General features: G+C 71.2%; 12 protein-coding genes and 1 pseudogene. 10 read left to right on the forward strand and 3 right to left on the reverse strand.

What is annotated here, in order from left to right:
- Positions 1-5: 5 nt before the first annotated feature.
- From E1288_RS03850 to E1288_RS03860, 3 genes are read left to right on the forward strand one after another with little or no spacing between them, the layout of a single operon-like run.
- Entirely contained in the window at positions 6-3128 is a 3123-nt protein-coding gene (locus E1288_RS03850) for a tubulin-like doman-containing protein (protein WP_132480783.1), read from the forward strand.
- Positions 3125-5302: a hypothetical protein gene (locus E1288_RS03855; protein WP_132480786.1), complete on the forward strand. Its 2178-nt coding sequence runs from the start codon at positions 3125-3127 to the stop codon at positions 5300-5302. The genes E1288_RS03850 and E1288_RS03855 overlap by 4 nt, the downstream gene beginning before the upstream one ends.
- Positions 5299-7245, forward strand: a complete 1947-nt coding sequence (locus E1288_RS03860; RefSeq protein WP_132480789.1) for a hypothetical protein — start codon at positions 5299-5301, stop codon at positions 7243-7245. Before E1288_RS03855 ends, E1288_RS03860 begins: the two co-directional genes overlap by 4 nt.
- Before the next feature lie 291 nt (positions 7246-7536).
- Here the strand turns inward: E1288_RS03860 and E1288_RS48550 are convergent, their stop codons facing one another.
- A complete protein-coding gene (locus E1288_RS48550; protein ID WP_235883317.1) occupies positions 7537-7752 on the reverse strand; it encodes a hypothetical protein in 216 nt (71 codons plus the stop codon).
- A 64-nt stretch (positions 7753-7816) separates the two neighbouring features.
- On the opposite strand from E1288_RS48550, the gene E1288_RS47860 reads away from it, so the two are divergent.
- From E1288_RS47860 to E1288_RS03890, 6 genes and pseudogenes are all read left to right on the forward strand, one after another.
- A complete protein-coding gene (locus tag E1288_RS47860) occupies positions 7817-8617 on the forward strand; it encodes an RNA-guided endonuclease InsQ/TnpB family protein (RefSeq protein WP_235883318.1) in 801 nt (266 codons plus the stop codon).
- A 76-nt stretch (positions 8618-8693) separates the two neighbouring features.
- Positions 8694-9239: an MFS transporter gene (locus tag E1288_RS03870; RefSeq protein ID WP_235883319.1), complete on the forward strand. Its 546-nt coding sequence runs from the start codon at positions 8694-8696 to the stop codon at positions 9237-9239.
- Positions 9236-9439, forward strand: a pseudogene (locus E1288_RS50275) (GntR family transcriptional regulator); the annotation flags it as partial. The gene E1288_RS03870 and the pseudogene E1288_RS50275, both read left to right, overlap by 4 nt.
- A 58-nt stretch (positions 9440-9497) precedes the next feature.
- A complete protein-coding gene (locus tag E1288_RS03880; protein ID WP_328592436.1) occupies positions 9498-9887 on the forward strand; it encodes a 4-hydroxyphenylacetate 3-hydroxylase C-terminal domain-containing protein in 390 nt (129 codons plus the stop codon).
- 234 nt (positions 9888-10121) lie between these two features.
- Positions 10122-10469, forward strand: coding sequence for a cupin domain-containing protein (locus E1288_RS03885; protein WP_132480795.1), 348 nt, complete (start codon positions 10122-10124; stop codon positions 10467-10469).
- Between the two features lie 7 nt (positions 10470-10476).
- Positions 10477-10998 carry a flavin reductase family protein gene (locus E1288_RS03890; protein ID WP_132480798.1) on the forward strand — a complete coding sequence of 174 codons (522 nt, stop codon included), beginning with the start codon at positions 10477-10479 and terminating at the stop codon, positions 10996-10998.
- Positions 10999-11461: 463 nt separating this feature from the next.
- On the opposite strand, the gene E1288_RS03895 is transcribed toward E1288_RS03890, so the two are convergent.
- The gene (locus E1288_RS03895; RefSeq protein WP_132480801.1) at positions 11462-12646 is read right to left on the reverse strand and encodes an acyl-CoA dehydrogenase family protein; all 1185 of its coding nucleotides are present in this window, start codon (positions 12644-12646) and stop codon (positions 11462-11464) included.
- 323 nt (positions 12647-12969) lie between these two features.
- Between E1288_RS03895 and E1288_RS03900 the strand changes: the two genes are divergently transcribed.
- Positions 12970-13191, forward strand: coding sequence for a hypothetical protein (locus E1288_RS03900; protein ID WP_132480804.1), 222 nt, complete (start codon positions 12970-12972; stop codon positions 13189-13191).
- A gap of 3 nt (positions 13192-13194) precedes the next feature.
- Here E1288_RS03900 and E1288_RS03905 read toward each other — a convergent pair whose 3' ends face one another.
- Positions 13195-14025: a nitroreductase family protein gene (locus tag E1288_RS03905; protein ID WP_132480807.1), complete on the reverse strand. Its 831-nt coding sequence runs from the start codon at positions 14023-14025 to the stop codon at positions 13195-13197.
- Positions 14026-14071: the final 46 nt, after the last annotated feature.

Genomic DNA, 14071 nt, shown 5'->3' on the forward strand with positions numbered 1-14071 from the left:
TCACCATGAAGATCCACCAGCCGATGCTGTTCCTCGGCCTCGGGGGCACCGGATGCCGCGTCGGCCGCGAGCTGGAGCGGGTGCTTCGCGAGGCGCTCTGCGGCCCAGACGGCACCGAGCTCGTCGCGCGCATGCGCGGGCACGACTACCTGCCCTACCAGCTGCCGTCCTGCCTTCAGTTCGCCTACGCGGACCTCAGCATCGACGAGCTGAGCAAGGTGCTGCCGAACGTGGTGCCCAGCTCCGACCACCACGCCGCCGCGCAGCACACCACGCACCTCATCGCGAACCTCGTGCCGCCGAACCACCACAACAGCGCGCAACTCGCCCAGGCCATGCGGATCACCCTGGACGGGCGGATCGACTGGCTGCCCGGACCGGACACCGACCCCCGGGTGGCGCCGCTGAGCGCGGGCGCCGGCCAGCTGCCGACGGTCGGCCGGGCCGTGTTGTTCGAGACGATGCGCCAGGGCCACGGACCCGCCGCCGTACTGCACGGCGTGACCGCGGCGATGCAGCGGATCAAGGCATCTGGCGCGGTGCTGCACGAGCTGGGCGGGAAGATGACCAACAAGGTCGACGTGTTCGTCGCCTTCTCGGTGGCCGGCGGCACCGGCAGCGGCATCTTCTACGACTACCTGCACCTGATCGGCGAGCACCTGCGGCAGGCGGGGACCGAGGCCAGGGTCTACCCCTTGGTGCTGATGCCGTCCGCCTTCAACGAGGGCATGGGCGGCGGTCGCGCCGCCGTGCTCAACTCGGCCACCGCGCTCGTCGACCTGTTCCGCCTGGTCGACGACCAGAACGCGCAGGGGGCCGGGGACGACCTCAGAGGCGCGCAGGACCGTGGCCCGCTGTCGGTCTGGTACCCGGGCGAGTCCCGCCCGATCAGCCTGCAGCCCGCCACCGTGCAGACCGCTTTCCTGTTCGGCCGCCCGAAGGACGGGGTGAGCGGCGAGGACCTGGTCCGGTCGATGGTCTCGCTGGTCACCACCTTGATCGGCGCCGGATCGGAAGGCGATCAGTCCTTCGCCGACCGCTTCATCAACGACACGGTCGGCCGCTCGGCGTTCGACCAGACCGGCATCGGGCGGCGCGGCGTGTCGACATCGGCGGTCGCCTCGCTGAACATCCCGCTCGCGGTGCTGGCGGACGTGGTCAGCTCCCGGCTGCTCGCCGAGGCGGTGCGGGAGATGCGGAAGCCGCCCACCGGGGCCGGGGTGCACAACCGCGACCTCATCGAGCGCTTCGACGTCGCCGCCGGGCTGGAGGGCTTCCTCACCTGCGCGCCGCTGGAGCCCTTCGCCGACGTCGAGGACGTCCCGGTCGGCTACGACTCGATCATCCAGGCGCTGAACGCCCGGGCGCGGACCATGCAGGAGAGCCTGGAGCGGAACGAGCGCCTGCTCGGCCCGCACCTCGGCCGGGTGGCCCGGGACTTCGACCCGATCAAGGCCGCGGAGGAGCTGTCGCGCACGGTCGACCCGTTCCGGCTGCGGCGCGTCATGCGCGGCGATCCGGGCTACCCCGAGAAGCTGGACCGGGGCGGTTTCGAGAAGGTCCTCAACGACCGCAAGGAATCCCGGCGGGCGCCGGGTGAGTTCGAACTGCACCCGCCGCAGCCCGAGAGCGTGCAGCGGCGGCGCGGCCTGCGGAAGCTGCACTGGATGGACTCGACCGTCCAGGAGGCGGTCGAGGACCAGGACGCCTGGTACCGGTTGCGGGTCCGGCAGCAGTGGCACGATGCGTGGCGCAAGAACGAGCGGGTCTGGGAGCCGCGCTGGCGCTCGTTCTGCGATCAGCTCGCCGCCATCACCGACGAGTTCGCGGACCACATCGCCGCGGCCGACCGGCAGTTCTCCGACCGCGCAGCGCAGCTCGACGCGCCCCGGCTCGGGGTGTCCTACCTGAAGCCTCCGGACGAAGGCGGGCTGGAGGGCTTCTACGCCCGGGTTCACGCCGCGCTGAAGTACCGCTTCCGCGACCGGCTCGACGCGAACGCGACGGCGGCCGACGTCGTCGGGCTGATCCTCGGCGAGGACGGCTGGTCCGGCGCCTTCCGCGTCGGCCGGGAGCGGCCCGACGCGGCGGTCCACCTGGTGCGCCAACGGATTCGCGGCGCCGTCTCGGAGTGCTTCCGGCCCGGCGGCGGGGAACGATCCCTCGTCCCGTCGATCCGCGACCTGCTGATGGCGACGGTCGGCCGGGCCGACCGGGCCGTCGACGACGAAGCCGTCGCGCACTTCCGCAAGGAGCTGGCCGGGCTGGTGCCCGGCGGGTACGCGCCGCCGGGGGAGGGCGACCTGAAGGTGCTCATCTCCTACCCCGGCAGCGCACCCGACAGCGATGTGGAGACGTTCCTGAAGAACCAGTTGCTGAAGTCCGTGCACACGCCGTCGATCGAGTTCCGGCCGAACGAATCCGATTCGCTGGTCGTCTTCTTCTTCCGCAGCTGCATGGGCATCACAGAGGTGCCCGAGGTGCGCGCGGCTATCCAGCTCGCGGCCGAGGCCCGGCGGTACGAGCGGCCCGACGACCGGTTGGCCTGGAGGCAGCGCCTCGGCAGGGCCCCGGGCTACCTGATCTCCACCCCGGCCGACCGCGCGCTGATCCTGCAGAGCTTCCTCAACGCGATGTGGAACGGCAACGTGGAGGTGGACCCGCCCGGTCAGGGCCGCAGCCCGCAGCGGATCCGGATCCACCCCGGGAACGCCGCCGCCACGCCGCTGACCCTGGAGCTGACGCCGTTCCGGGAGCTCTCGTCGTGGGGGAGCCTGCTGCAGGCCTACGAGGAGTGGGTGCTCGGCAACGACAACGGCAACAAGCGCGCCCTCGCCGCAGAGCTGATCGCGACCAAGCCGCGCAACGTGGACCGCGACCCCGCACCGCCGTCGCCGCTTTTCGCCGCGTTCCAACAACTTCCGGAGAAGGAGGCGCAACTGCTCGACGAGATCCGCAACCGGCCCGGGATCGGCGCGGGCGAGCAGCTCGACCTGATCGAGGAGTTCTGGACGCGGACCCTGCCCGCCGCGATGGGACTGCCGTTCCGCGGCGTGCAGGCGCCGTTCGCGAACCTGCGGGACATGACCGAGTACTTCGACTACCAGTCCCCGGCGGGCGACCGGTGACCGCCCGCCGCGACGACCCCGTCCTCGTCGTCGACCTGCGCGACGGCGAGTGCGACGCGGAGCAGGCCGAAGGCGCGGTGCTGGTGCTCGACGACGCGGAGAACGCCGCCGACCACGACGACTTCTACCAGGCGCTGCTCGGGAATCCGGCGGTTTCGGGCGTGCTCTGCGTCGCCGTCGACGGCGGGAACTCCGACGGCGCGGTGCGCATCCGGCCCGCGCCGTCGCTGGCTCCCGTCGAGCGCGCGGCGACCGTCTGGATCGGCCACGCCGAGGGGATCCGGTGGCGACCGGCGGATCCCCTCGTGCGCGCGGTCGCCCGAACCGGGCATTCCGGCCTGGGACAGCTGATCGACGCCCTCGCCGACCCGGCGGTCTTCGCCGCCGTCGTGAAGGCCGTCAGCACGCTGCCCTACAGCACGGCCAGCGCGGGCATGGCCCTGGAGCGGACCAGCCTGCACGACGCCGAGCTGCGCCGGGCGCAGGAGGAGGCCATCGCCTGGTTCACCGATCCGGACGCGGGCCGGGTCGGTTCCCGGGAGCTGCCGCGCGACGAATTCCGCGCCGCGGTGCGCGAAACCATCGAGGTCGATGCCGCCGAGGACGTCCTGGTTCCCGGCGCCGAGCTGGCCGGTGCGCATGCCCGCGCGGTCACGGCGCTCAACGCGGCCGACCACGCGCTGACCCGCGTCGACCACTTCCTCGCTCCGTTGCCGAAGCGGCGCCCGAGACCGGTCGTCGGGCCGGCCCTCGCCGAGGCGCGGGCGGAGGTGCAGGACTTCCACGACAAGGCGACCCAGCAGTTGCAGCGCATCGACGAGAACCTGCGGGGACAACGCGTCGACCGGGACGTCGTCACGCGGCTCGGGGTACGCGGCCCGGTTCCGGCGCGACCGCGCGACATCCGCGACCGCACGCGGCGGCTCGTCGAGGAATGGCTCGGGCGGTACCGGTCGGTGGCGTGCCTGCTGCCGGACCTCGACGCCGGGCGGGTCGGCCAGGAACCGCAGGGTTGCGCGGCGGCCATCGCCGAGCTGGCGGCCCTCGCGCCGCTCGCCGGTCCCGTGCCGCGCCTCGCGACGTGGCCATCGCTTTCGCTGGCGGCGCCGCTGGCCGCGGTGGCCGGTGGCCTGGCGGCGCTGGGGACCTCCGCGCTGGGCGTCGTAGCCGCGTTCTTCGTCCCGCTGCTGGCCCTGGCCTGGTTCGCCGCCGGTCTGTTGCTGCAGGCGCGGCAACCGACCGCCACCGGCGAGCAGGGCTTCGCCGAAGCCGCGCCGCCCGCCGCGTTGTTCTGGGGGTTGCCGGTGTTCGGTGGCTGGCTGCTGGTCTTCCTCGTTGCGGGCACGGGAATCCCGGCCGTCTTCGGTCTGGTCGCGGCAGTGCTCTCGGTGTTGCTGTCGGCCTGGACGATGGGGGTCGGCTGGCGGCGATCGGTGCGGCAGTGGCGGCGCGAGCTCGACTTCGACGGCGTCCGGGACCGGCTGGCCCGGACCGCGCAGCTGGTGGACGGCGTGATCCGGGCCGAGTGGCGGCCTTCGGCCCGGCGCGTGCTGTTCGCCGAAGGGCTGCGCCAGGTCTCGATCGGCCTGACCGCGGTCCGGGACGCGCTCGCCGAGCGCGCGGCCGACCTGCTCGGTCCGCCCGGGAAGCCCGGCGAGAACGGTTCGGACGGCCCGCCGGACCGCGACATCCACCAGGAGGCGTGCGAGGTCGTCGTCACCGACCTGGTCGACCTGACGATCGCCGCGCTCCGCCCGTGCTGGGCCGGGATCGAGACCGATCGGCCCGCGGCGCGCGAGGAACACGCGCGGGAGGCCGAGCGGCTGCTCGACGCCTACCGCGAACACTTGGGGCGGTACGGGTTGCTCGTGCCGCCGCCCTTCGCCCGCGAACGCGCCCATCGCGCGGAACTCGCCGCCCGGCTGTGGGATGGCTCGCCGGTCGGCGACGCGCTCCGCTGCGACGTCGACGCCGAGATGACGCAGCTGTGCCACGCCCGGCAGCTCGGCGCGGTCAGCGCGCTGGCCGATCGCGCGGAGCTCGTCCGGTTCGCGCCCGCGGCGGTTCGCGTTGGCAGGCACGGGGATCCGTGGCCTGCCGTCACCTGGACCGGGGACGCCGAGATCGCGGGCACCCTGCGGCTCGTCCCGCTCCGAGAGGGGGTGTTCCAGTGACGACGGAGGTCAGGTGCCGCGCCGTCGACGGCACGCCGCGCACCCTCCGGCTGACGGTCGTCGGCGATGCCGGCGTCTCCGGCGGCGGCCTGCCCACCCGCGTGGTGTCCGTGGACGGCGGTCCGCAGCTGCTGCAGAAGTGGTTGCCCCGCAACGATTCCGGCTATCCGGGCTTGCTCGGCCCGCTGGACCGCGAGATCCGGGCGCTGCACCGCTTCGCCCTGACGTTCCCGCGCGACAGCTACCCGCCCGAGCTGCCGAGGCTGTGGTACTACGACGTGGACGGCGCCGAGCCGTTCGTCCTCGTCGAGCCCTACCGCGGCGAGCCCGTCGAGGGGCTGTTGCCCGAGCTCGCGCCGCAGCACCGCTACCGGCTGCAGGCCGGCCTGCTGCGCGCGCTGCACCTCGCCGCGGTGGCCGGGATCGCCCACGGGCGGGTGGATCTCGGCGCGCTCCGGTGGGATTCCGCGACCAGGACGGTGCAACTCGTCGACTTCGAGCACGCCGCCGGGATCGGCGAGCAGCGCCGGTCGGCCGACGACCGGCCCATCGACGTCCGCGACGACGTCTGGGACGCCGGGCTGGCGCTCTGGCGCACCGTGCACCCGCACACCGGGCGCGGGGCCCCGGACCTCTCTGTGGACGGCGGCGCGCTGAGCACGCTGCTCGACGGGGTTTTCGTCAACCCGCCGGACTTCCGCCCGACGCCGGCGGACCTGCTGACCAGGCTCGGCGAGCAGACGGACGTCCCGGTCCTCGCGCCCGGCAGCGCCCTGGTCCCGGGCGTCGAGGCGTACAAGAACCTGTTGCGGCGCAAGCGGGAACGGATCGCGGCGCAGGCGTCGCAGAACGTCCCGGCACGATCCTGGCTGCCCTGGCGGCGCGCCTCGAAGTCCGAAGTGGACGACCAACCGGTGCTCGTCCGCTGCCCGGTGTGCCTCGACTCCTATCCGCCGCCGCTGCCCGACGACGAGCTGTGGCGCCACGAGGACGACGGGTTCGTCAAGGACGACTCGTCCTCGCTCGACCCGCAGAAGCGGCACTTCCGCAGCCTCAGCGCCTACCGCCGCTGCCCGAACCCGTCCGACGACGTCGCCGAGCACTTCCTGCCCGCGACGTACTTCGACCACGGTCCGCCGCTGGTCGTGGCGCTGATCGGCCGCCCATCGGCGGGGAAGACGCACCTGCTCGCCGCGATGCTGCGGGAGGTGGTCGACCGCGGCGGCCTGACGCCCTACGGGCTGACGGCGACCGCACTGGACCTGCACCGCCACGACCGCTACCGGAAGCAGGTCCTGGCGGCGGCCGAACGCGGCGAGCGGCTGCCGGGCACGCCGGAGGGCCTGACCGATCCGGCGGAGATCCTGCTGATCAGCGGGCCGGGAGGCAGCCGGCCGCTGGTGCTCTTCGACGTGGCGGGCGAGGACCTGCAGGCGGTCGGCGATTCCCGGCTCGCGCGGTTCCTGATCGGCACCGGCGCCCTGATCTTCGTGCACGGGCTGGAACCCGTGCCCGAGCGCGTCGGCGACCAGGCGTTCGAGATGTCGCTGGCCCGGCTCCGGGCGATCCCGGAGTTCGAGCGGCTGCCCACGGCGATCGTCGCGACCAAGGCGGACCGGCTGCGCTACCTCCCGCCGATCGACCACTGGCTGCGGCACCGCAACGCAGCCCTCGCGTCGGTCGATCCCGTGCTGCTGCACGTGGAGAGCAGTTCGGCCTTCGCGTTCTTGCACGGCCGCGGCGACCACGCCGCGCTCGCGCCGTTCAGTGTCTTCGACCGGTGCACCTTGCACTTCGTGTCGGCCAGCGGCAGCGAGGCCGCGCCGGGAGAGGAGCGGTTCGCGCGCGGGTTCGAGCCGGTCCGGGTGCTGGAGCCGCTGGTCGCCATCCTCGCGATGGCCGGGATGATCGGGGGCGAGGCGGCCGGCCGGGTCGGGGCCTGAGCCCCGGCTACTGGTCGGCCGGGGGCTGGACGAGTCGCTGGAGGATCGTGAGGATCTGCTGGCGTTCGTCCAGGGAGCGCGACGGCTTCTACTTGTCCTTTAGCGCGGAGGGACGCACCGCCACCGGCCTTGAGACCGGTACGTTCCGGTCAGGACTGTCAGCGTGGCACTCTAGGATGATCTCCGATGAAGGCGAACACGGCGGTGAAGTTCCGCTTGTACCCCAGCATGGTGCAGGCGGAACGGCTCACCGCGTGGTCGCACACGTGCCGGGCTGTGTGGAACATCGCGCTAGCCCAACGTGTCTGGGCCTATCAGCGTCGGCTGACAGTGCGGGCGGTCGAGCAGTGCACCGACCTCACCGATGCGCGCAAAGAACACGTCTGGTTGAAAGATCTGCCCGCGCAGTGTGCTCAGCAGATCCTTCGCCAGCTTGACGCGGCATACGACAATTTCTGGAACCCGAACCACCCTGCGGGTTTCCCCCGGTTCAAACGCAAGGGACATCGGCAAGGAATCACCTTCCCTGGCCAGAGTGCAGGTGCGTCGGGTGTCCCACCGAGTTGGGCAAGTGAAGCTCCCCAAGCTCGGATGGGTCCGGATCCGCTGGTCCCGTGCGCTGGGCGGAACCGTTCGCAGTGCCACGGTGAGCCGGGACGGGCTCGGGTGGCATGTTGCGTTCGGCGTCTACGCTGAAGAACCAGACGAGCAGCCGATCAACACCGGGCCAGCAGCGGGTGTGGATGTGGGCATCGCATGCTCGGTGTTCGTCTCCGCCGAAACCACTGAACGCCAGCGACCCGACACTCTCACCGCGGGAGAACGCCAGCGTCTCAAGGGTTTGGAGCAACGCAAGGCCCGGCAACTGGCGTTCGCGAAGAAACACAACGGAGGAAGGTACTCCAACAGGCTCCGCAAGACCATCGCGCAGATCAGCGCGGTGAAGGCGCGACAGGCCCGCAGGCGGGCGGACTGGAACCACAAACTCACCGATGATCTCGCCAAAAACCACGGCATGATCGCGGTGGAGGATTTGAAGGTGTCCAACATGGTCCGTTCGGCACGCGGCACCGTCGAGCAACCAGGCCGAGGCGTCAAGCAGAAGGCTGGGCTCAACCGATCGATCCCGAGTCACGGCCCGGCTGTGGCCGGCTGTTCGCCTGCACACACTGTGGGCACACCGAACACGCCGACCGCAATGCCGCACACACCATCCTCGATCGGGCACTTTGCACCGCCGGACGGAAACACGCCATGCGGCGTGAGGCGGGCTTCCGCGCGGGCGGTCGCGAGGGAGTACAGAGCACGCGCAGTCCCGCAACGGGGCAAGGCAATCCCACAACGGGTAGCCGGTCGCGTGAACCAGCCTTGATGTCACCGCAACCATGACATCAAGGAATCCCCGCCCTTCAAGGCGGGGAGGACGTCAAGTCACGCAGATCCAGGGGATGGACCGCTCGACCGGGCTCAACGCCGTGATGGTGGGCATGGTCGTCGCGCTGCCGGCGATCCCGCTGTTCGCGATCCTCGCCGACCGCATCGGCCGCCGCCCCGTCTACATCGGAGCGTCGATCGCCACCATCGGCTGGGCGTTCGCCTTCTTCGCCTTGCTGGACACCAGGAATCCAGCTGCCGTCATCGTCGCCGTCGTCGGCGGGCTGCTGATCTTCAGCGCCTACAGCGCGGTCATCGGCGCCTTCTTCTCGGAGCTCTTCCCGACCGAGGTCCGGTACTCGGGCGTCTCGCTGGCCTGCAACCTCGCGTCGGTCCTGGCCGGTTCCCTGGCGCCGATCATCGCGATCGCCCTCCACTCGGCGTTCGGCACCGGCTACGCCATCGCCGCCTACCTGGCGGTGATGGGCGCCATCTCGCTCGGCGCGTCGCTGATCGCCACCGAAACCCGGTCGGTCGACCTGGCAGAGATCGGCGCGGCCGAGCCGGCGCAGGGAGAACCGGCGGCGCGTTCGCTGAACCTGGCGGAGGAAATCTCATGAGCACGACGAGAACCACCGCGGCCACGGCACCCGAGCTGGCCTACGAGTGGCTCAAGAACACCATCATCACGCTGCCCCGGGACGAGGAGATGTTCCTGACCGAGGCGCAGGTCGCGGAGGCGTCCGGCATCTCGCGCACCCCCGTCCGGGAGGCCCTGCTCCGGTTGCAGGCCGAGGGCTTCATCCGGCGGGTGCCGCGCAAGGGAGCGTTCACTCGCCGCCGAGTACACCGCCGCTCCCGACGAAGCCGGGCAGTGGCTGCCGGGCAAGCGCGCGCTCTACGGCTCGATGGGGTTGCAGTCCGAGATCTACCCGCGGGTGCTGGCGATCCTCCGCGACCTCGTCGGCGGCGGCGTGCTGCAGCTGCCGTCGAGCGTCCGCGATCTCACGAGCCCGGTGACCGCCGCCGACATCGAGCACTACGTGCAGTCCCCGGGCGTGGCCTCGGAAGAGCGCGTGAAGCTCTTCAAGCTGGCCTGGGACATCGTCGGATCCGAGTTCGCCGGGCGGCACCAGCAGTACGAGATGTTCTACGCCGGGGCGCCGTTCGTGGTCAAAGGCGTTTACAGCTACCGGAACTACGGCTACGAGCAGGCGCTCGAGGACGTCGAGCAGTTCCTGGGTTCCTACAAGATCGAAGCTGTTTGAGGCCCTGTTGGCGAATGTCGTTTTGTTCTTTGTCTTTGAAGCGGCGCCAGCCGCTTAGCCCACCCAAGCAACCGGCACCGCCGCGGGTTCTCAGACGTCGTCTGGCGAGGACAGCCCGTTTGCCGCGTATTGGACATACGTAAGAACGGGATCCCACAGCCAGGCGGCGTCTGAGGTTCCGCCACCCGCATCGCCACGCAAAACGAGTCCACCAGCAAGCTTTGAGAGGTCAGCATGGCTAAGCCCGAGTACGAGTTCTTCCCCGTCAGCGACGTCGACTTCACCGTCTGCCCCGGCGACGACCCGAAGATCACCGAGCGGATCCTCGCCAGGGACCCGGAGTCCGGCGTGGCCACCCGGATCCTGCGCTACGAGCCCGGCGCCGACTCGACGGCGATGGGCGTGCAGAAGCACGACTTCTGGGAGGAGGTGTACATCCTGGAGGGCTCGTTCACCGACCTGACGCTCGGCGAGACGTTCTCCGCGGGCCAGTACGCCTGCCGCCCGCCGGGGATGCCGCACGGCCCCTGGCGCACCGACGAGGGCGTCGTCACCTTCGAAGTCCGCTACTACGACAAGTAGGTCCGCCATGTCCCTGCCAGCTTTCCAAGCGGCGAACGCGGTCGACATGCGCACCAGCATGGGCCGCTTCACCACCGGGGTGGCGATCGTGACCAGCGGGGCCGGGGACCAGGCCTGCGGCATGACGATCAGCTCGCTGACGTCGATCTGCCTGGACCCGGCGATCCTGCTGATCTCGCTCACCGAGGGCTCGCGGACCACCGACATGGTCACCGGGACCGGTCGGTTCGCCGTCTCGATCCTCGGGGCCCGCCAGGAGGCCATCGCCCGCCGCTTCGCCACCCGCGGTGGCGCGCGGTTCGAGGGAATGAACTGCGAGCACGGCGAGTTCGGGCTGCCGATGATCAAGGACGCCCTGGTGCAGGCCGAGTGCGACGTGCACAGCGCGCACGACGCCGGCGATCACCGGGTCTTCTACGGGCTCGTGCGGAACCTCCGCTGCCGGGAGGGCGCCGGTCTGGCGTTCTACTCCGGTCGGTTCGGCGACTTCCACGACTTCGGTCACGAGGAGATGCCCTGGATGTTCTGATCCCGGGTCCTCTGCTAGTCCGATCGGGCTACTGCGCGTGAGAACTACCCGGTCGAGTGACAGGACCGGGCTGTGCTGGGCCAACGCCGTTCGCCGCCGCCGGGCGGGCCTCGGCGGCCACGGCCGGAACGGACCGGTATCCGGCGCGGTCCGCTGGGCACCGCTCGATCAATTTGAGCAGCTCAGCGCTTTGCGCCGGGGAGCGCGGGCGGCCGCGCACGGCCGCACGCCTGGCGCGCCGCACGCGCCGCGCGGGCATACCTTAGCCCGGAGTGATCGCGGTCCTCCCCCAATGCAGCCGCGGTGCCGCGATCGCCCGCCGGTGGCCTGCTCCTTCGGCCTCCCCAAATCCCTCCGGAGGAGCAGGCCACCGACCACCTTCCCCCGGGCCACCCGGCGATGGTTGCCCGGACAAGTTGAGTCCGCAACCGTTCGCCGCCCGGGGTCACCCCACCGCTGCGGCTCAGGGCTCCAGGGTCAGGAAGTTCCAGCGGGCTCCCGGGGCCAGGCCGCTGAGCGACCTGCCGCAGTTCTGCAGGACGACGGCCCCGGAGGTGACGTGCTGGGTGCCGGTGCCGAGGTCCCGGTGGAACCGCTGGATCGGGCCACGTCGCAGCGCCGCGGTGCCCGCCCACTTGTGGACCGCCTGCCCGACCGCGTGGGCGGACCAGGTCGCGTTGTTCAGCGCCAGCCGGGCCAGGGTTTCCTGTTCGGTGCTGGGCATTTCGCCGCTCGCCAGGGTCTGCTCGACGTCGGCCCAGACCTGCCTCGCCCACGCCTGGGCGGAACGCAGCCTGCTCTCCGCGGTCGCGTACTCCGCGTGGAACTGCTGGGTGTCGACCGCGGCGTTCGGGGCACCGGTCTTCTCGGCGGCCAGGGCCTTGAGCTCGTCGAGCAGCCGGCGGCCGACGCCGATCGCCCAGCCGGTGTGCGAGATCCCGGACAGGGTGGCCAGGCCGATGCGGTAGACCGCGCCGCCGTGGTGGGCCCGCGTGGTGGCGGGGTCGAAGACGTGCGTCTCGGGCACGAACACGTCTTCGCAGGTGTAGTCGATGCTCCCGGTGGCGCGCAGGCCCAGCACGTCCCAGTTGTCGATCAGCGTCGCCTGCTCCTTCGGGAAGGTGCAGATCAGCGCCTGCTCGGTTTCCGCGCACCAGGCCCCGGCGTGGATGTGGCTGGCGAGCGCGATGCCGGAGGCGAACTGCCAGCGGCCGCTGACGCGGAAGCCGCCGTCGACCCGCTTCGCGGTGCCGAGTCTGGTGCCCTGCCCTGCTATCAACGCGAACCGGCCGCCCGCGACGTCGGGGAACAGCTCCGCCGCGGCGTCGGGGGCGACGTAGGCCGCGGTCGTGCCGGTCACCAGTTGCAGCGCCATGCACGTCCAGGCCACCGAAGCGTCCAGATAGGACAGTTGACTGACCGTTTCCAGTTGCTGGGTGGGCGAGAACTCGTAGCCGCCGAGTTCTCGCGGAATGCCGGTCTTCAGCACGCCGGAGTCGTGCAGGGCCCGCACGACCTCGTCGGCGAGGCGGCCGGATTCGTCGCTGCGGTCGGCGTTGTCGGCCAACAGCGGGCCGAGCGCGGCCAGCCGTTGGCGGAGCGGGGTGAACTCGTCGCTGATGTAGAGCTCGGAGGTTTCGGTGGTCATCCTCGTGACTCCTTGCCGAGTGGCCTGCCGTGATCAAGTTCCGGTCCGCAGCCTATGCCGCAGTCCCGGCCTGCGGTGCCGGCTCCGGCCGCCGTCGTCAATTTGTGACCGCTACCTACATTGCGCTGGTGAATTTCCAACCTTTCCCCGAATGGGTGAGGAAAAACGTGGCGCCGGGCGATATGGTTTGGACAGGTGCGCACGAAGATGTCGATCGGCAGACTTCCCCGATCTAATTCGGGGACCAAAAAAATGGGGGCGAGGGATCGGGGATTCGCCATGCGCGGGTCCCCGGTCGCTCGATGGCCACGGAGTGGTCTGAAATGGATCTGCTTACGAGGTGCAGCGACCTCCCGTACGAGCAGTTGTGCGAGGAGATCCGGATTGCCGGGCGGGCGCGCAAGGAGGCATTGGGCCGGGGCGCGATCGCCGACGTAGAGGCGGCGGAGTCGGTGCTGGACTGGTTCCTGGACGAACTGGCCGACCGGCTCAGACGGGGGGTGCGCCGCGACGAACTGCCGCGGCCCGAGCCGGTTCCGCAGTGACGGTCAGCGGTGGCCGGAGTTCGGGACCGCGTCGATGAGCAGTTCGCCGGGGTCCCGGCGCGGCGTCGCCGGAGCCGGCTCGCCGTAGCCGATCAGCAGCCATGCCTGCGGATGGGGCGTGTCGCCGAGCAGCCTGCTCAGGGCGTCGCGGATGTCCTGGCCTTCCGCGAGCGGCAGCGGCGTGGCGGCCAACCCGCGCGCGGTGGCGGTCAGCCACACCCGCTGCCAGGCCTGCCCGGCTTCGAGTTCGCTCTTCGCACCGCTGCCCGGTGTGCAGAGCACGGCCAGCAGCGGCGCGGGTTCGGCGTCGGCCTGCAGCCGGCGCAGCAAGCCCGCCAGCTCGTCGTGCTCGGCGGGCCGGACGAGGTGCAGCCAGGCGCCTTCGGCACGTGCCGCGACCCGCAGGGCGTGCTGGATCGAGGCCGCGACGGCGGTCGGCTGGAGCGGGCGCCGCTGCGTGCGGCGTTCCGGAATCGCCTCGTACAGAGCGATTTGCTCGGCGTCGGGGCGCTGGTGGCCGCCGCTGCGGATCTCCGCCAGCACGGTCGGGGAAGACAGTCGCGGCAGCAGCGTCACGACCGGCAGGACGCCGGCGTGCGCCAGCGCGAGCCGGAGGTTCAGCAGCGCCGCGCCGCAGGCCAGCCGCAGGTCGTGGTCGCCGGGATCGCCGGTAGGCAGCAGCTGGGAGGGAGCAGCGTGCAGTTCGATGACGTGTGGCAGCACCCGGAACCGCCACGGCTGGCTGTTGCGCGGCGAGGGGGCGAGGCCGGCCAGCTGGACGACCTGCGCGACCTGGTCCGGTACGAGATCGAAAACAGCGGGAAACCGTCGCATGTCGACTCCTCGGTCGCATGTCGACTCCTCGACGGCAACGCTGCCA

The sequence above is a fragment of the Saccharopolyspora elongata genome, from assembly GCF_004348985.1.
Lineage (GTDB): Bacteria > Actinomycetota > Actinomycetes > Mycobacteriales > Pseudonocardiaceae > Saccharopolyspora > Saccharopolyspora elongata.

Bases quoted from the DNA above. Each gene is read 5' to 3' on its own strand.
- E1288_RS03850 (WP_132480783.1), top strand. From the start codon at position 6: ATGAAGATCCACCAGCCGATGCTGTTCCTCGGCCTCGGGGGCACCGGA.
- E1288_RS48550 (WP_235883317.1), bottom strand. From the start codon at position 7,752: ATGTCCCTTGCGTTTGAACCGGGGGAAACCCGCAGGGTGGTTCGGGTT.
- E1288_RS03870 (WP_235883319.1), top strand. From the start codon at position 8,694: ATGGACCGCTCGACCGGGCTCAACGCCGTGATGGTGGGCATGGTCGTC.
- E1288_RS03885 (WP_132480795.1), top strand. From the start codon at position 10,122: ATGGCTAAGCCCGAGTACGAGTTCTTCCCCGTCAGCGACGTCGACTTC.
- E1288_RS03890 (WP_132480798.1), top strand. From the start codon at position 10,477: ATGTCCCTGCCAGCTTTCCAAGCGGCGAACGCGGTCGACATGCGCACC.
- E1288_RS03895 (WP_132480801.1), bottom strand. From the start codon at position 12,646: ATGACCACCGAAACCTCCGAGCTCTACATCAGCGACGAGTTCACCCCG.
- E1288_RS03900 (WP_132480804.1), top strand. From the start codon at position 12,970: ATGGATCTGCTTACGAGGTGCAGCGACCTCCCGTACGAGCAGTTGTGC.
- E1288_RS03905 (WP_132480807.1), bottom strand. From the start codon at position 14,025: ATGCGACGGTTTCCCGCTGTTTTCGATCTCGTACCGGACCAGGTCGCG.